The 16,227-nt window shown below is 69.0% G+C and carries 23 protein-coding genes; all 23 read right to left on the reverse strand.

From position 1 onward, the window contains the following. Positions 1 to 14 precede the first annotated feature (14 nt). The 23 genes from ACK8OR_RS16280 to ACK8OR_RS16390 all read right to left on the reverse strand — a co-directional run bounded on the left by ACK8OR_RS16280 (position 15) and on the right by ACK8OR_RS16390 (position 16,176). Positions 15 to 416, reverse strand: a complete 402-nt coding sequence (locus ACK8OR_RS16280) for a DUF5333 domain-containing protein (RefSeq protein WP_410190437.1) — start codon at positions 414 to 416, stop codon at positions 15 to 17. Between the two features lie 97 nt (positions 417 to 513). Beyond that, on the reverse strand, positions 514 to 894 hold the full coding sequence (locus ACK8OR_RS16285; protein ID WP_410190438.1) for a hypothetical protein: 381 nt from the start codon (positions 892 to 894) through the stop codon (positions 514 to 516). Next, complete coding sequence (locus ACK8OR_RS16290) at positions 891 to 1,277, reverse strand: DUF5333 family protein (protein ID WP_410190439.1); 387 nt, start codon at positions 1,275 to 1,277, stop codon at positions 891 to 893. Before ACK8OR_RS16290 ends, ACK8OR_RS16285 begins: the two co-directional genes overlap by 4 nt. Before the next feature lie 5 nt (positions 1,278 to 1,282). After that, positions 1,283 to 1,798, reverse strand: a complete 516-nt coding sequence (locus ACK8OR_RS16295; protein ID WP_410190440.1) for an MAPEG family protein — start codon at positions 1,796 to 1,798, stop codon at positions 1,283 to 1,285. Next, positions 1,795 to 3,090, reverse strand: coding sequence for an NADH-quinone oxidoreductase subunit NuoF (gene nuoF / locus ACK8OR_RS16300; protein ID WP_410190441.1), 1,296 nt, complete (start codon positions 3,088 to 3,090; stop codon positions 1,795 to 1,797). Before nuoF ends, ACK8OR_RS16295 begins: the two co-directional genes overlap by 4 nt. Before the next feature lie 3 nt (positions 3,091 to 3,093). Next, positions 3,094 to 3,321 (reverse strand): DUF5337 family protein, encoded by a 228-nt coding sequence (locus tag ACK8OR_RS16305; RefSeq protein ID WP_410190442.1) that lies wholly within the window; start codon positions 3,319 to 3,321, stop codon positions 3,094 to 3,096. 59 nt (positions 3,322 to 3,380) lie between these two features. Beyond that, positions 3,381 to 4,340, reverse strand: coding sequence for a hypothetical protein (locus ACK8OR_RS16310; RefSeq protein ID WP_410190443.1), 960 nt, complete (start codon positions 4,338 to 4,340; stop codon positions 3,381 to 3,383). 47 nt (positions 4,341 to 4,387) lie between these two features. Then, a complete protein-coding gene (locus ACK8OR_RS16315; RefSeq protein ID WP_410190444.1) occupies positions 4,388 to 5,704 on the reverse strand; it encodes an NADH-quinone oxidoreductase subunit E in 1,317 nt (438 codons plus the stop codon). Then, on the reverse strand, positions 5,697 to 5,975 hold the full coding sequence (locus tag ACK8OR_RS16320; RefSeq protein ID WP_410190445.1) for a hypothetical protein: 279 nt from the start codon (positions 5,973 to 5,975) through the stop codon (positions 5,697 to 5,699). Before ACK8OR_RS16320 ends, ACK8OR_RS16315 begins: the two co-directional genes overlap by 8 nt. Before the next feature lie 5 nt (positions 5,976 to 5,980). Further along, entirely contained in the window at positions 5,981 to 7,213 is a 1,233-nt protein-coding gene (locus ACK8OR_RS16325; protein WP_410190446.1) for an NADH-quinone oxidoreductase subunit D, read from the reverse strand. After that, on the reverse strand, positions 7,213 to 7,644 hold the full coding sequence (locus tag ACK8OR_RS16330) for a GFA family protein (protein WP_410190447.1): 432 nt from the start codon (positions 7,642 to 7,644) through the stop codon (positions 7,213 to 7,215). Before ACK8OR_RS16330 ends, ACK8OR_RS16325 begins: the two co-directional genes overlap by 1 nt. Before the next feature lie 4 nt (positions 7,645 to 7,648). Continuing rightward, positions 7,649 to 8,029 carry a nuclear transport factor 2 family protein gene (locus ACK8OR_RS16335; protein WP_410190448.1) on the reverse strand — a complete coding sequence of 127 codons (381 nt, stop codon included), beginning with the start codon at positions 8,027 to 8,029 and terminating at the stop codon, positions 7,649 to 7,651. Then, positions 8,026 to 8,631, reverse strand: coding sequence for an NADH-quinone oxidoreductase subunit C (locus tag ACK8OR_RS16340; RefSeq protein ID WP_410190449.1), 606 nt, complete (start codon positions 8,629 to 8,631; stop codon positions 8,026 to 8,028). The genes ACK8OR_RS16335 and ACK8OR_RS16340 overlap by 4 nt, the downstream gene beginning before the upstream one ends. After that, positions 8,628 to 9,161, reverse strand: coding sequence for a NuoB/complex I 20 kDa subunit family protein (locus ACK8OR_RS16345; protein WP_055084349.1), 534 nt, complete (start codon positions 9,159 to 9,161; stop codon positions 8,628 to 8,630). The genes ACK8OR_RS16340 and ACK8OR_RS16345 overlap by 4 nt, the downstream gene beginning before the upstream one ends. A 168-nt stretch (positions 9,162 to 9,329) precedes the next feature. Continuing rightward, on the reverse strand, positions 9,330 to 10,454 hold the full coding sequence (locus ACK8OR_RS16350; protein WP_410190450.1) for an extracellular catalytic domain type 1 short-chain-length polyhydroxyalkanoate depolymerase: 1,125 nt from the start codon (positions 10,452 to 10,454) through the stop codon (positions 9,330 to 9,332). Positions 10,455 to 10,474: 20 nt separating this feature from the next. Next, a complete protein-coding gene (locus tag ACK8OR_RS16355; protein WP_410190451.1) occupies positions 10,475 to 10,879 on the reverse strand; it encodes a CopG family transcriptional regulator in 405 nt (134 codons plus the stop codon). Between the two features lie 134 nt (positions 10,880 to 11,013). Then, a complete protein-coding gene (locus tag ACK8OR_RS16360; protein ID WP_298429436.1) occupies positions 11,014 to 11,379 on the reverse strand; it encodes an NADH-quinone oxidoreductase subunit A in 366 nt (121 codons plus the stop codon). A 63-nt stretch (positions 11,380 to 11,442) separates the two neighbouring features. Beyond that, positions 11,443 to 12,069 (reverse strand): SH3 domain-containing protein, encoded by a 627-nt coding sequence (locus ACK8OR_RS16365; RefSeq protein ID WP_410190452.1) that lies wholly within the window; start codon positions 12,067 to 12,069, stop codon positions 11,443 to 11,445. An 87-nt stretch (positions 12,070 to 12,156) separates the two neighbouring features. Further along, positions 12,157 to 13,284, reverse strand: coding sequence for a lytic murein transglycosylase (locus ACK8OR_RS16370; RefSeq protein ID WP_410190453.1), 1,128 nt, complete (start codon positions 13,282 to 13,284; stop codon positions 12,157 to 12,159). Positions 13,285 to 13,371: 87 nt separating this feature from the next. Next, entirely contained in the window at positions 13,372 to 14,154 is a 783-nt protein-coding gene (locus ACK8OR_RS16375) for a crotonase/enoyl-CoA hydratase family protein (protein WP_410190454.1), read from the reverse strand. Beyond that, the gene (locus ACK8OR_RS16380; RefSeq protein ID WP_410190455.1) at positions 14,151 to 14,660 is read right to left on the reverse strand and encodes a DUF6653 family protein; all 510 of its coding nucleotides are present in this window, start codon (positions 14,658 to 14,660) and stop codon (positions 14,151 to 14,153) included. The genes ACK8OR_RS16375 and ACK8OR_RS16380 overlap by 4 nt, the downstream gene beginning before the upstream one ends. After that, positions 14,657 to 15,511: a hydroxymethylglutaryl-CoA lyase gene (locus ACK8OR_RS16385; protein ID WP_410190456.1), complete on the reverse strand. Its 855-nt coding sequence runs from the start codon at positions 15,509 to 15,511 to the stop codon at positions 14,657 to 14,659. Before ACK8OR_RS16385 ends, ACK8OR_RS16380 begins: the two co-directional genes overlap by 4 nt. After that, positions 15,508 to 16,176: a glutathione S-transferase family protein gene (locus tag ACK8OR_RS16390; protein WP_410190457.1), complete on the reverse strand. Its 669-nt coding sequence runs from the start codon at positions 16,174 to 16,176 to the stop codon at positions 15,508 to 15,510. The genes ACK8OR_RS16385 and ACK8OR_RS16390 overlap by 4 nt, the downstream gene beginning before the upstream one ends. Between the last annotated feature and the right edge of the window lie 51 nt (positions 16,177 to 16,227).

Here is a 16,227-nt window from a genome sequence, read left to right on the forward strand (position 1 = left end):
CAGAACCCTTGGCCTCAGTTCGGGTTGAGCAGTCGACCGACCTGCGTATCATTCGCGACTTCGGCCACCCCGACGCGGCAATGGGCCGCGACATCACCGCGCGATGCGCCCAAACCCGCCAGACGCTCGCGCGCGATGACCTCGAGCCGGTCCTTCGCGGCATCGTCGTCGATGAAGGTCTCGATCTCGGCGTCGCTATAGCCCAGATCGCTGGCCGCCGATTTCAGCGCCAGCAGATAGCGCAGGCCGCGGATGCGGCGCGGACCGATGGTCGGGCAGACCTCGGCGATCTCGTAGGCGATGCCGACCGTAATCAGCCCTTCGGTGATGCGCGGCTCGTCCTCGAGCCCTGCGGCGAGGACGGGCGTGGCGGCAACGGTCAGGGTCGCGGCAAGGGCGCGAAGGAAATGGGGCATGACGGCCTCCGGGTTGGCATTGCTGTCCGATCCGAAATTGTCCCGACAGGACCGTCATTCAATAGCGGTCGTCCGCAAGCGTCTGACCCGGCGGGGTTCAGCGCGTGACGCAGGTTCCCTGCAGGACCAACGCGCCGCCATCGTCCAGCACGACCTCTTCGACCGGGCGATCGGGCCCGATGGCCCAAGTGATATCCGAGCCGCCATAGCGCTTGATGCAGTATTTGACGCCCTCGACGCGCCCGGCCTCGAGCGCGCCCTCGACGGATCGGTCTGCCCCGCGCGTGGCGGTCGTGAAGGCCCGGCCGTCGCCCGAGACCCGCGTGCGGAACCGGACGCCGCCGACTTCGGTCGCGCTGCCGCGCAGGCCACCACCGCCGCTGAACGGACCGCTCGCCCCCGAGGCGAGGCTGTCGAAGGTGCCGCAGCCGGCGAGACCCGCCAGGGCCGCGATCAGGGTCAGGGTTCTCAGGGTCATTCAGCGACCTCCAGCATCAGATGTCCGAGGGGTGTGTCCCCGGCGATTTCGGCGCGACCGGCCGCACAGACCTGCGGCTCAGGCGCGCCGTCGGCCAGATCATGCTTCGCGAGGAACGCTTCCTGCAAGGCCGCGATAGCGGGACCCGGATCATCCATCCCCGTCGCGATGACATCCGATGTGTACCCATCGGCCTCGAGCCGGGCGAGCACGGTCTCGGTCAGGCGGGTCGTCGCCGCGGGATCGAGCGACAGGGTCGAGCAGGCCCGCGCGATGGTCTGGGCGGTCGAGGTCAGGAAGACGGTGTCGACGAAATAGTCCGGCACCGGGCGCAGATCGTCGGCCCGGAGCGGCGTCGCGAGGCAGAGGACGATCAGGCCCACGCGGATCACAGCGTGAAGGCCCCGACCAATGCCAGAAGCGCAAGACCCGTCACGCACAGCGTGCCCGCGAACCAGAAGGCCGAACGGGCGGGCTGGATCTCGGTGCGTATATGGATGACCGCCATGCCGATGCGCGCGACGAGGAAGACCGAGGCCAGAAGGTTCGTCCAGAAGGGCGACGCGCCCACGAGGATGGCGACGAGCGTGGCCGCGATGAACGGGCCGGATGTCTCGACGGCGTTCCGGAAGGCGCGGTCTCGGCGGTAGAATGGGTCCGAATAATCCCGCACGGGCATGCCGTTGTCGGACCGCGCGCGGGGCGCCCCGACCACCGACAGGATCAGGAGGACCAGCGTCAGGACGACCCAGCCGGCAATGGCGGCCAACGCATGGGCGTAGGGTTCGGTGATGACCGATAGCATGGTGCCGTCGGCGATGGTGTCGGCGACGGCGGGCACGGCTTCCTGCGCGGCGGCCGGGATCGCCGCAAAGGCACAGGCGACCGTCAGGCCACGGATCATTCCGCGGCCACCGATGTCGGGGACGGGGCGCGCTTGTGCCGGATGCGATCCTCGATCTCGTCCCGGAAATGCCGGATCAGGCCCTGGATCGGCCAGGCCGCCGCGTCGCCCAGCGCGCAGATCGTGTGGCCCTCGACCTGCTTGGTGACGTCGAGCAGCATGTCGATCTCCTCGACCTCCGCCTCGCCCTTCACCAGCCGGTCCATGACCCGCATCATCCAGCCCGTACCTTCGCGGCAGGGCGTGCACTGTCCGCAGCTCTCGTGCTTGTAGAACGCGCTCAGCCGCCAGATCGCCTTGATGATATCGGTGGAGTTGTCCATCACGATGACCGCCGCGGTGCCGAGGCCCGACTTCTGCTCGCGCAGGTAGTCGAAATCCATGATCGCCTCGCGCATGTCCTTCCCCGGTATCATCGGCACCGACGACCCGCCGGGGATCACGGCCTTGAGGTTGTCCCAGCCGCCGCGAATGCCGCCGCAATGGGTCTCGATCAGCTCCTCGAACGAGATGGACATGGCCTCCTCGACGACACAGGGCCGGTTCACGTGACCCGAGATGGCGAAGAGTTTGGTCCCCGCGTTGTTCGGCCGTCCGAAGCCCGCGAACCATTCGGCCCCGCGCCGCAGGATGGTGGGGACGACCGCGATGCTTTCGACGTTGTTGACCGTGGTGGGGCAGCCATAGAGACCCGCGCCCGCCGGAAACGGCGGCTTCATGCGCGGCATGCCCTTCTTGCCCTCGAGGCTTTCGATCAGGGCGGTTTCCTCACCGCAGATATAGGCCCCAGCGCCGTGATGCAGGTAGAGGTCGAAATCCCAACCCGACTTTGCGGCGTTCTTGCCCAGGAGCCCGGCCTCGTAGGCTTCGTCGATGGCGTTCTGGAGCGCTTCCTTCTCGCGGATGTATTCGCCGCGGATGTAGATGTAGCAGGCATGCGCGCCCATCGCGAAGGACGCGATCAGCGCGCCCTCGATCAGGGTGTGGGGATCGTGCCGCATGATCTCGCGGTCCTTGCAGGTGCCCGGCTCGGATTCGTCGGCATTGATGACGAGGTAGGCCGGGCGACCGTCGCTTTCCTTGGGCATGAAGGACCACTTGAGGCCCGTCGGGAAGCCCGCGCCGCCGCGCCCGCGCAGCCCGCTCGCCTTCATGATCTCGACGATCTTGTCGCGGCCCAGCGCGATCAGGTCCTTGGTCCCGTCCCACTGGCCGCGCGCCTGCGCGCCCTTCAGCGAACGATCCGCCATGCCGTAGATGTTGGTGAAGATCCGGTCCTGATCTTGCAGCATGGGTCAGTCCTCCTTGCGGCGCAGCCGGCGCACCCGCAACAGCATGAATAGCGCCCAGCCCAGGGCCGCGAGCGCCACGAGATCGAGCAGTCCCATCAGGCGCGTCGGCAGGTCCAGCCAATAGGCGATGCCCTGCATCGGCAGCCAGAGCGCGAATGTGCCGAGGATCACCAGCGCGATGTTGCGCTGCATCCTGGCGATCGACACGTCTGAGGGCGAAGGCTCGGTCATTTCAGGCCGTCTTCAACAGGTCGGGCGCACCGCCGTCAAGCGGTGCCGCCCGGTCGGCGTCAATAGACCCCACCCTTGTCGACACGCTTGGAGAAGGCCGTGTCGCCGCCCTCAGCCAAGAGCTTGGCCTGCGCGACCCAGTCGTCACGGCGAACCCGTCCCTTGAAGCCTTCGAGATTGGCGTCGACCCATGCGATCTCCTCGTCGGACCAGCTAGCGATCTGGTCGAAATGCCAGAAGCCCAGTCGGTTGCAGAGTGTCTCGAGCTTGGGGCCGATGCCCTTGATGCGCTTGAGATCGTCGGCCGCGCCGCCCCGCGGGGCGTCCAGCGTCTCGGGCTTCGTGCCTTCGGCCCCGGCATCCGGTGCCACGCTGGACGACGACGTCGATGCGGCGGTTTTCGGGGATGCGGCCGGTTTCGGGGGCGCGGCCTTAGGCGGCTCGGGCGAGACGACCTCGCCATCCATCGGGGTGGGCTGCGCCTGCGGCTTGGGCGCAGTCGTCGCGCCCACGGGCTTGGCCACGACCGGGTCGGCATCGACCGGCGCGGGGGCCGGCACCGGGGTCGCGTGGCTCGCGCCCGCCAGTCCGACGGCATGGGACGGATCGCCGAGCGCGCGATTGACCCGCGGATCGCCGATGCCATCGCGGCGCACGTCCGAGATCATCGAGCTGTCGATCGAGGCCTTGTGCGGCGAGGGCGCGTTCACGTCGCGCGGCGCCAGCGGACGGGCGGGCTCTCCGGGCGTTCCCGGTGCTTCGGCCTGCGCCAGATCGGCGGTTGGACGCTGCACGCCGCCTGCACCCACAGGCCGCGAGATCGGACGCGCGATGGTCAGGAGCAGGATGCAGAACACGACGGCCGCGACCACGAACCCGCCGAACACGGCCTGCAGGAAGCTCCAGTCCGCGATCAACATGAGAAGCGCGAGGGTGCCGACGCCCGCGAGGGCCGCGACCCCCGACGACGTCGCTGCGCTCTCGAGTGTCCCGATGGGACGGATTCGGTTGTCATCCATGGTGCGGCTCCCCTGCTATCGCGGGCGACCGACCGTTCGGATGCCCCTTACGTCTGGCGCGAGGAGAACTCCGTCTCTCCTCCCTCAGCCAACACTCTAGCCTGTTTCACCCATTCGTCACGCCTTGCGCGTCCCTTGAACCCTTCGAGGTTCCCGTCGACCCACGCGATTTCGCGGTCCGACCACGCGGCAATCTGGTCGAAATGCCAGAAACCCATGCCGTTCAACATCTTCTCGAGCTTCGGCCCGACACCCCGGATGCGCTTGAGATCGTCCGCACCCGTAGACTTCGGCGCGTCCATCGTCGCGGGCTTGGTGCCCGGATCGGCGGTCGCGGTCGATTCGGCCGCCGTCTGGGTGCCTGCAGGCATCCCGTCGGTGTCGGTCGTGCCGGTGACGGTCGGCGTCTCGTGTGTCTTCGCGATACCCGCGGCGGGGCGCCCCTCGGGCTCGGGTGCGACGGTGCCGGCCTCGGGCTTCGCCTTGGCCGTGGCGTCGGAGCCGCGGACATTGGCGCGCCCGTCGCTGGCATCGCCGCGCGTGCGCGGAGCATCGGCCTGACCACGAACGCGACCCGCCTGCTTGCCGTCCGGGCCCGACGGACCCATCATCGGATCGCGCGCCGCGACCTCCGGGTCGTCATCGGCCTGGTTGGCGCGGCCCCAGGGGGCGACCAGCGGCACTTCGGTGCCGTCGATCCGCTTGATTGTGTCGCCGATCCGGTGGGCCAGCGCGACCGAGCCGTTCGCAGCCTCGTCCTTCGATCCCGCGGCATCGGTCAGCGAGGTGACACCGCCCAACGGCTCCGAGGTAAAGCGGCCGTTCTGCGGGCCCGGCACCGGCACCTCGCCCGCGCGGAACTGGTCGAGCATCTCGGCGAAGCGTTCGGTCGTCAGGTCTTCGTAGTAGTCCTTGCCGATCTGGGCCATCGGCGCGTTGGCGCAGGCCCCGAGGCACTCGACCTCTTCCCAGCTCAGCTTGCCGTCCTCGCTGATCACGTGGGGACGCGAGGCGATCTTGTCGCGGCAGACGGCGACCAGATCCTCGGCCCCGCAGATCATGCAGGACGTGGTGCCGCAGATCTGGATATGCGCCACCGCGCCGACGGGCTGAAGCTGGAACATGAAGTAGAAGGTCGCGACCTCGAGCGCCCGAATATAGGCGAGGCCCAGCATGTCCGCGACATGCTCGATCGCGGGCCGCGACAGCCACCCCTCCTGCTCCTGCGCGCGCCAGAGCAGCGGAATGATCGCGGAGGCCTGCCGCCCCTCGGGATACTTGGTGACCTGCGCCTCGGCCCAGGCCTGGTTGGCGGGCGTAAAGGCGAAGGTCTCGGGTTGGTCTTTGTGGAGGCGTCTAAGCATTGGCGCAGCGTCCTGTAGTAAGTCGAAGGCCGCGAACGAGACTTACGACCTGTCCGTCGCGCATCAGGAATTCCACGACCTTGTGCAACTGAGAATTGCTGAGGCCGGTCGCCTCTTCCACGGCGCGGGATTGATCGTCGGTCACGATATCGCAGCCGAGATCGACCACCGCGGAGATGAAATTCGCCACATCCCCTTCGGTGACGGATGGATCGAGGTCATTCGCACCAGCCTGCGTCGCGAGAACGGTCGACACGACGCCGAAGATCATGCACCTCACCTGTCGATCTCCCCGAACACCACGTCCAGCGTTCCGATGATGGCGGCGACGTCGGCGAGCTGGTGCCCCCGCGCAATGTGGTCCATCGCCTGCAGGTGCAGGTAGCCCGGCGCGCGCAGCTTGGCGCGGTAGGGTTTGTTGGACCCGTCCGACACCATGTAGACGCCGAACTCTCCCTTGGGGGCCTCGACGGCGGCGTAAACCTCGCCCGCGGGGACGTGGAATCCTTCGGTGTAGAGCTTGAAGTGATGGATCAGGCTTTCCATCGAGGTCTTCATGTCGCCCCGGTTCGGCGGTGTCATCTTGCCACGGGCCAGCACGTCGCCCTGGCCCTCGGGGGCGCGCAGCTTCTCGATTGCCTGGGTCATAATCCGGAGCGACTGCCGCATCTCCTCCATCCGGACGAGGTAGCGATCGTAGCAGTCGCCGTTCTTGCCCGTGGGGATGAGGAAGTCGAACTCGTCGTAGCATTCGTAAGGCTGCGCGCGGCGCAGGTCCCAGGCGAGGCCCGATCCGCGCGCCATGACGCCCGAGAAGCCCCAGTCCATGACCTCCTGCTCGCTCACGACAGCGATGTCGACGTTGCGCTGCTTGAAGATGCGGTTCTCGGTCAGGAGCCCGTCGATGTCGGCGAGGACGCGCGGGAAGTCCGCGATCCAGGCCTCGATATCGTCGATCAGGTCGGGCGGCAGGTCCTGATGCACGCCGCCGGGGCGGAAATACGCGGCGTGGAGCCGCCCGCCGGACGCACGCTCGTAGAAGACCATGAGCTTCTCGCGCTCCTCGAAGCCCCAAAGCGGGGGCGTCAGCGCGCCGACATCCATGGCCTGCGTTGTGACGTTGAGGATGTGGCTGAGGATGCGCCCGATCTCGCAGTAGAGCACGCGGATCAGCTGGGCGCGGCGCGGCACCTCGGTCCCCGTGAGCCGCTCGATGGCGAGGCACCACGCATGCTCCTGGTTCATCGGCGCCACGTAGTCGAGGCGGTCGAGATAGGGCAGGTTCTGGAGGTAGGTGCGGCTCTCCATCAGCTTCTCGGTCCCGCGATGCAGCAGGCCGATATGCGGATCGCAGCGCTCGACGATCTCGCCGTCGAGCTCGAGCACCAGCCGCAGCACGCCGTGGGCCGCCGGATGCTGGGGCCCGAAATTGATGTTGAAGTTGCGGATCTTCTGCTCGCCGGTAAGGGCGTCCTCGTATCCGCGGGCCGGGGTCAGGTCGCCATCCATCAGGTCGTTCCTCCTTCGGAAGCATAAAGCGCGAAGACCTCTGCCTCCGTTATCGTCTTGCGGTCGCCCGCGAGGGCGTAGTTGCCGGGCTTCTTGTCGATGAAGACCTCGACGCCGAGTTCGAACTGGCCCGGGTCCTCGAAACACTGGATCGAGACGTGCTGATGCGTGCCGTCCTGAAGCTGCCAGAGCAGCGACGCGCCGCATGATGTGCAGAACACCCGCTCGCCCCAGTCCGATCCGCGGAAGCGGCCCAGCGGCGCGCCGTCCTCGAACGCGACGCTGTCGCCGCAATCGACCGACAGGAAGATGCCGCCCGACCATTTCCGGCACATGCCGCAGTGGCAGGCGCCCGTCCCAGCGGGCCCGTCGGGGCGCGCGGTGAAGGCACAGGCCCCGCAGAGGCAGCGTCCGGAGAGCGTCTCGGCCACGGCCCTACGCCTCCACCGTCGAAGGGCCCATCGTGCGGAACACCTTCGTCAGAAGCTTCCAAGACCCGTCCACGCGCACGAAGCCGAGATGATCCTCGTAGCGGCGCGGCGGCACGTCGACCCAAAGATGGACGCGCGCGATCTCGTCACCCGCGATGTCGACATCGAGGATCTCGGCCGATACGTCGCCCGGAAAGGCCGACCGGCCCCGCACCCGCTCGAGATAGGACGCCTTGTCCCACGCGTTCTCGCCGCCCTCGGGCGTGATCTCGGTCATCGCGAAGCGGTCGTGGCAGATCTCCTCGAAGATCTCGGGACGCGCGTGGTAGACGCCCTCGCAATAGCGCCGCGCGACGTCGCGGAGGTCGGTTTCGGCGGCGGTCACTTCGCCTCGCCCTTCTCGTCGCCGGGCAGCACGTATTCCGCGCCCTCCCACGGGGACATGAAGTCGAACTGGCGGTATTCCTGCGTCAGCGAGACCGGCTCGTAGACCACGCGCTTCTGGACCTCGTCGTAGCGGACCTCGGTGTAGCCCGTCGTCGGGAAGTCCTTGCGCAGCGGATAGCCGCGGAAGCCGTAATCGGTGAGGATGCGGCGCAGGTCCGGATGGCCCGAGAAGAGGATGCCGAACATGTCGAACACCTCGCGCTCGAACCAGTTCGCCGCCGGATAGACCTCGGTGATCGAGGGCACGATCTCCTCCTCGCGGACCGCGGCCTTCAGGCGAATGCGCTGGTTCCGGTACATCGAGAGGAAATGATAGACTACGACGAAGCGGCGCTCGTCGCCCGGATAGTCGATGGCCGTGATGTCCACGAGCGACGCGAAGCGGCACTGCTCGTCGGTCTTGAGAAACTCCACGAGTGCGGGGATGTCCGACGCGATGGCCTCCAGCGTCAGCTCGCCATGGGCGACGGAATGGCCCGTGACGCGCTCGGGCTGGCGCATCTCGATATGGGCGACGAGTTCTTCGAGTTGCTCGCTCATCGCACCAAGGTCCCCGTCCGGCGGATCTTCCGCTGAAGTTGCAGCAATCCGTAGAGCAATGCCTCTGCCGTCGGCGGGCAACCCGGCACGTAAAGGTCGACCGGCACGATCCGGTCGCAGCCGCGCACGACGGAATAGCTGTAGTGATAGTAGCCGCCGCCATTGGCGCAGCTGCCCATCGAGAGGACGTAGCGCGGCTCCGGCATCTGGTCGTAGACCTTGCGGAGCGCGGGCGCCATCTTGTTGGTCAGCGTGCCCGCCACGATCATCAGGTCCGACTGGCGGGGGGACGCGCGGGGCGCGGTGCCGAACCGTTCCATGTCGTAGCGGGGCATGGCCGTGTGCATCATCTCGACCGCGCAGCAGGCCAGCCCAAACGTCATCCAGTGGAGCGAGCCGGTGCGCGCCCAGTTGATGATGTCCTCGGTCGAGGTTAGCAGGAAGCCCTTGTCCTGAAGCTCGCGGTTGAGAAGCTGCGTCGCATGCTCCTTGTCGCCGCCCGCGGTGTTCAGTCCGGTCTGCACGCCCATCGCATCGCTCCGTCTCGGAATTCGCCTCGCGGGATCGGGTCCCGCAGGGTCGGTCGCGGTGTAGCCCGCACCCCGCGGGCGGTCAACGCGACCCTGACCCGAATGTAGGCCTCGGACGGTGCGACTTACACCCGCGCAGGCCGCGACCGATCGTAGCCGCGGAGCGCGTCAGGACAGTCCGAGGAAGAACCGCACCATCTCGGCCGAGGCATCCGGGCCCGCCGCGTCGGCATAGCTGCCGCGCGGATCGCCCCCCGACCACGCGTGCCCGGCCCCGGCGATGCGCCAGACCTCGACCGCGCCGCCCGCCATCGTCCGCCCGACCGTGCGCCGGACCCTGCGCCCGTGGCCCGCCGGGGCATCGGTGGCGGGCGCATCGAGGTCACGCGTGCCCCAGTCCGCAGCGGCAGGCGCGACGGTGCGATCCGCGTCGCCGTGAAACAGGATCATGGACGTGGTGGGGCCCGGTTGCGCCGCGGACCCGTCGCCGCGCATCGCCGCGAAGGCCGAGACCATGTCGCGGGCCGCGCCCGGCGCCAGCCCCGAATGCACGCCCGCCGCCCGGAAGACCTCGGGGTGAGCTGCGGCCGTGACCGCCGCCATCGCGCCCCCGGCCGACAGACCCGCCACGAAAACGCGCCCATCGGGCACCGAGAACTCCGTCGCGATCTGGCCCGCCAACTCGGCGATCAGGGCGGATTCGCCGCCGCGCCCCTGTTCGGCGGGCTGAAACCAGGCCCAGCAACCCTGCGCATTGGCCGCGCGGTCCTGTGCGGGATAGGCGACGACGAGGCGGTGATCTTCGGCCTGGCGACCCATCGCGGTACCGATGGCGAAATCCTCGGGCGTCTGGGTGCAGCCGTGCAGCATCACGATCACCCCCGCTGCACCCTCTGCGGCGACGCTGGCGGGGATATGGACCCGGACGTCGCGGGCCCCGAACCGCCCGGCATGGCGCCGTCTCTCCCAGACCGCCACGTCGGCGAGGTCGGGCATCGACCCGCCCGTCGCGCGGGACCGCGCGCGCAGCGAGTCCAGCGTCGCACCCAGTGGCTTGCGGGCGCGGCGACGCGGCGGTGTCTCGTCCACGATCTCCGCGTCCTCGACCTCGGGGGCGGTCGCGCCCGTACGCTTCGGCTTTGGCTTCGGGCCCGGGTCGGCCACGGCCTCCGCGCGTGGCGCGTCTCCGCCACCCGAAAGCGCGGCCTGGATCTCCCGCGTCGCAGCGCCGAGATCGCCACTCTTCGTCAGGTCGAGCGTGCGGCGCATGGCCGCCATGAAGTCTCCGTCCATCGGGTCTCTCCTCGTCGCGCTTACCGGATGCGGTCGCGCAGGGCGTCCTTGAGTGCGGGCGGCGCCTGAAGCGCCCCCAGCACGGTGATTTCGGCGATGGTCTCGCGGGCGAGATCCGGCGGGATGTCCGCCGCCAACCGGGCCAGGCCGACCACCTTGATGTGCAGCCGTTCGCCTGCGGCGCGCGCGGTCTCGAGTTCGGCCCGCGTGATGTCGCGCAAGCCCATCTCCAGCACGCGACGCTCGACCAGGGCGCCGACCTCGGTACCGTGCCGGTCGAGCTGCGCCCGGATCGCGGTCCGGATGAAGTCGGTCCGATTGGTGAAGAAGCCTTCCTCGACCAGAAGGTCGATCCGCCCGAGATCGACATATCCCAGGTTCAATGTGAGCTTCTCGGTCTCGGTCGCCTTCAGCTGCTTCGGCATAACCGCCTCGTTTTACCATCTACTTGGATGGTATGAACCGAGATTCGAGTGAAATCAAGGAAGAATGCTGCGCCGCAGAAAAACGGAAGGGCCGCCCGAGGCGACCCTTCAACTTGCGGTGCTGAAACGGCGCGTCATTCCCAGTCGAGCGCGCCCTTCTTCCATTCGTAGGCGAAGCCCACCGTCAACACGGCGAGGAAGACCATCATCGACCAGAACGCCTCCATCGACAGGCCCGCGAACGACACCGCCCACGGGAACAGAAACGCGATCTCGAGGTCGAAGATGATGAAGAGGATAGCGACGAGGTAGAACCGGACGTCGAACTTCATCCGCGCGTCGTCGAAGGCATTGAACCCGCATTCGTAGGCCGAGACCTTCTCGGGGTCCGGCGCGCGCACCGCGATCAGGGCGGCCGCGAGGATCAGGACGAGGCCAAGCCCGATGGCCACGCCGAGAAAGATCAGGATGGGCAGGTATTCCATCAGCATGTCGGGCACTCCGCTCGCGTCTGGGGCCGGTTCTAGGTGGCGCGCCGCGGGGGGTCAACGGGCGCCGGGTCGTCAGGGCGCCATCCGGCGCTCGCCGATCAGCGTCGCCTTCACCCAACCCTGCCGGCCGTCCGGCGCGCCGATGCGGCACCATTGCTCGTCGGGCGAGCAGACGTCGATGCGCCCACCCTCGCCTGGACGCAGACGGCCGACGACCGGATTACCGGTGCCCGGCCCGGATCGCAGGTTCACCTCGCCGGTGGTGACGTTCCACATAGGGGCCGTGGTCGACAGGATGGTGGGCGGCCGCGCGCCCGTGACGGTGCCGCCGCCCAGCCCGAGGACCGCCGACACGATCTCGCGCGGCAGGTCGGCGGGCGGCTCGAACGGCGCGGCGCCGGTGGACGGCAGCGGTGTGACGATCACCTCGGGGACCGGTGCGGTCGGCGACCGCGCCGCGAGATAGGCCGTATTGACCCACCCGAACGCCCCGTCGGTCGAGACGAGGCACCACCGCCCCTCCAGATCGCAGCGCCCACGCTCCACGGCCACACCCGGCCCGAGCGTGCCCAGCACCGGAAAGAGCGTCCCCGGCCCGCCCCGCAGATTGACGGCACCGCCACTGTCGTTGCGCAGGGTCTGGGCCGTCGCGGCCCCGGCAAGGGCCACGCAGAACAGGAGGGGCAGGATCAGTCGCATCGAACGCTCCGGTCGGTGTAGGTCTCCGGAACAGGTGGGCGGCGTGGCCGTGTCAGGCAATGACAGACCCCGAACCGCCCGCCCGATCTAGCCCCCGAGCCGCTGCAACAGCGCGACCGACGGACGACCCGTCGCCTCGAGACCGACGCTCCGCTGATAGGCGGCGATCGCGGCCCGGCTCTTGGGGCCGAGCACGCCGTCATCGCCGTCGGTGTCGAACCCGGCAGCGGTCAGGCGCCGTTGCAGATCGACCCGCTGGGATTTCACGAGGCCGTCGCCGTCCGGGCCGAATCCCTGTCGCAGCGCCCCGCCCCCGGCGATCCGATCCGCCAGGTGGCCGACGCCCAGCGCGTAGGAATCCGAGTTGTTGTAGCGCTTGATGACCCGAAAATTCGGCCCCGTCCGGAAGCTGGGTCCGCCGCGATCCGGCGTGAGGTTCCCCGACGGATCCTCGACCGCCCAGCTCTGGCCCCGCTGCCAGCCGGCATCGCGCAGATAGGCCGCTGCCGAGGCCAGCGCATCCGCCGGATCGTCGCTCCAGATGTCGCGGCGCCCATCGCCGGTGAAATCGACCGCCGATTGCAGGTAGCTGGTTGGGATAAACTGCGTATGCCCCATCGCCCCCGCCCAACTCCCGAGCATCCGCTCAGGCGTGATATCGCCCGATTGCAGGATGCGCAGCGCGGCGATCAGCTGCTTTTCGAAGAACGCCCCGCGCCGCCCGTCGAAGGCCAGCGTCGAGACGGCGCTGATCGTGGGGATGTCGCCGCGCCGCTGGCCGAAATTGCTCTCGACGCCCCAGATGGCGGCGACGATCTCGGCGGGCACGCCATAGCGGCTTTCGATGGCCGAAAGGGTCGAGCGATGGCGCGCGAAGGCGGCGCGACCCGCCTGCACCTTCCGCTCGGGGGCGACGATGTTGAGGTAATCCTCGAAGCTGCGCTTGAACTCGGTCTGGTTGCGGTCTCGCGCGACCACGCCGGGCACGTAGCCCTGCCCCCGAAAGGCGCGCTCAATCACATCGGCGCGGATCCCCGCGGCAGCGGCGCGTGGCTTGAAGGCCGCCACCCAGGACGACCAGCCGGGCGTGGCGCGGGGCACGAGGTCCGGGTCGGAGGGCCGGGCATTGGCGCGGGCCGACAGGGCGGGCGCGTTGGCGCAGGCCGCGAGGGGCCATAGGGCGAGGGTCAGGGTGATCGCGCGACGGGTGAACATGCCTGCAGATCCTTCTGGCGAGGGGATTGCGCGAATCCTACCCGATGGCGGCGCGCCCGCAAGCCGTCGCGCGCGCCTCGGCATGCGTCAGCCGGCCCAGCGCGGCGGGCGCTTCTCGAAGAAGGCGCCGACGCCCTCGGCGGCCTCGTCCCCCTCCCAGCGGGTGATCAGCGCATCGATCGTCCGCTCGATCGTGGCCTCGTCGATCACCGGCCCGAGCGCGCGGGCCAGGCGCTTGGCCTCCGCCACCGCACCGGGCGCGCAGGCCAGATAGGGCGCGACCTCGGCTTCGACCGCCGCGTCGAGCTCGTCCGGCTCGACCACCCGCGCGAGGATGCCCAGATCGACGGCCTCGGCGGCGTCGAAGCGGCGCGACGACATGAAGACGCGCCGCGCACGTCCCTCGCCCATCCGTGCGATCACGTAGGGCCCGATGGTCGCGGGGATCAGGCCCAGCCGCGTCTCGGTCAGACCGAAAAGCGCGCCCGCCGCGCCGATCGCCACGTCGCAGATGCAGGCAAGCCCCACCCCGCCGCCGAATGCATTGCCCTGCACCCGCCCGATCACCGGCTTCGGAAGCGTGTTCCACGCCTGCAGCATGTGGGCCAGGCGGCGCCCCTCGGTGGCCCGCGTCTCGGGCGGGGCATCGAACTGCGCCCGCATCCATCCCAGGTCCCCACCCGCGCAGAAGGACCGGCCCGTCCCGGTCAGCACCACGACGCGGCTGTCGTCGGCGGCAAGCGTGGCAGCGACGGCCGTCAACTCGTCCATCATCGTCGCAGAGAGGGCGTTGTGCACGTCCGGGCGGTGCAGCCGGACGGTCGCGACACCGCGCCCGTCGCGGCTCAGGTTCAGGGTCTCGTGGGTCATGTCATCTTCTCCCCCGGCAGCGGGCGATCCGCGCCCACCCAATCCTCGTAGATCCAGACCATCCGGTCGCAGAACCAGACCTTCGGCAGCACCGTCAGCGCCATGCCGAACACGACGCCTTCCCACCAGAGCGCCCAGAGCCCGACGACCAGCGGAACGGCTCCCGCGGCCGAGGACCAAGTCAGGACGGTGGCGGCGCGACGGTGATGCGGCGCGATCTCGGCGCGGTGGCCGAGGAAGATCCGCTCGCCCATGACGGCGCGCCCCGCCCAGCCCCGGATCCGGTCGACTGGTGGAAAGACCCTCGGGTTCAGCCAGTTCCACGCCAGCGCCAGGCCGATCGGCAGAAGCGCCCACCACCCCAGCCAGACCCGGCTCCAGATCGCCAGAACCAGAAGCGGCAGGACCGTGAAGCGAGACCAGACCGACCACGGGTTGGCGTGTCGGCGCCATGTCGCGTCGTCCATCGCCATCATTCGCTCGGCACCCCGGTAGACGTCCATCATCCGGCCCTCATGCCGCGTGCCATCTCGGCCGCCGCAGCCACGACCGCGGCGTCGAGGCCGGTTTCGTGGCCTGCGGCGTGCAGATGCGCGAGTACGGCCTCGGTCGCGACGTTCCCTGCTGCCCCCGGCGCGTAGGGACAGCCGCCGAGCCCGCCCACCGCGGCGTCGAACACCCGCAGCCCGCGCCCGAGCGCCGCGTCCACATTGTCCAGCGCGCGCCCGGCCGTGTCGTGGAAATGCCCGGCCAGCGCCGTGGCCTCCATCTCGCCCAGCACCGCGTCCAGCATCGCATCCACCGCTTCGGGCCGTCCGCGCCCGATCGTGTCGCCGAGGCTGATCTCGTAGCATCCGAATGCGCGCAGCGCTGCGACGACCCACGCCACGTCACCGGGCGGCACGGCCCCGTCGAATGGGCATTCCACGACACAGGACACGTAGCCCCGGACCGGCATGTCGTCGGCGCGGGCGGCCGCGACCAGCGGTTCGAACCGGGCGAGGCTCTCGGCGATGGTGGCGTTGAGATTGGCCTTCGAGAACCCCTCCGAGGCGCTCGCGAAGATCGCCACCTCGTCGACCACGGCGTCCCGCGCGCCCTCGTAGCCGCGCAGGTTGGGCGTGAGCGCCGCGTAGGACACGCCGTCATGGCGCTTAATCCCGGCCAGGACCTCGGCGCCGTCGGCCATCTGAGGCACCCATTTGGGGCTCACGAAGCTCGCCACCTCGATGCGCCGGAACCCCGCCTTCGACAACAGGTCGATCAGCGCGATCTTCTCGGCGGCCGGGATCGCGCGTGCCTCGTTCTGGAGCCCGTCGCGGGGGCCGACCTCGAAGATTTCGACACGGTCGGTCATGCGTCCTCCGGCGCGATCACGGGCGGCGCGTCGTAGAACGCCCGATCATAAAGCGCGCCGCCCCGGTCCGACGCGGACCATCCCGGCCGCGCGAGGCACCGGTCGAGCCAGCCCGCCATACGCGGGCGGTCACCCACCGCGTGAAACCGGCGGCCCATCGCGGCGGCCTGCGCCACGCAGATATCCGCTGCCGAGAACCCCGAGGGCAAAAGCCAGTCGCCCACCAGCCGCGCCTCGATGGCATCGAAGCATTTGCCCACGCGGGCGGCTTCCAGCTTCATCGCCACCGGCGAGCGCATCCAGTCCTCGCGGAGCGCGATATGGGCCTGGGTCAGGGCGGCGGCGTGCTGGCTGATCGTCTCGCTGAAATGCACCCAGATCAGCCAATCGGCCCGCTCGGGCTGATCCGGTGCGCGGCCAATCCCGGCCTCGGGAAACCGCTCGCACAGGATCTCCACGATCGCGCCCGTCTCCCAATAGGACCGCCCGTCCATCTCGAGCGCGGGCACGCGGCCCGCCGGGTTGAGCGCGAGGAACTCGTCGGATCTCAGCGTCTTGTCAAAGGGCCAGGTCCGGACCTCGAACGACACATCCAGTTCGTGCAGAAGCCAGAGCACGCGCTGCGACCGGCTTTGGGGGACGTGATGCAAGAGGATGCCGGTCATGAAGCGACGTTCCTCTGGCCCGAAATACCTCGGGGTCCGGGGCGGAGCCCC

This window comes from Jannaschia halovivens, from assembly GCF_046452375.1.
GTDB lineage: Bacteria > Pseudomonadota > Alphaproteobacteria > Rhodobacterales > Rhodobacteraceae > Jannaschia > Jannaschia halovivens.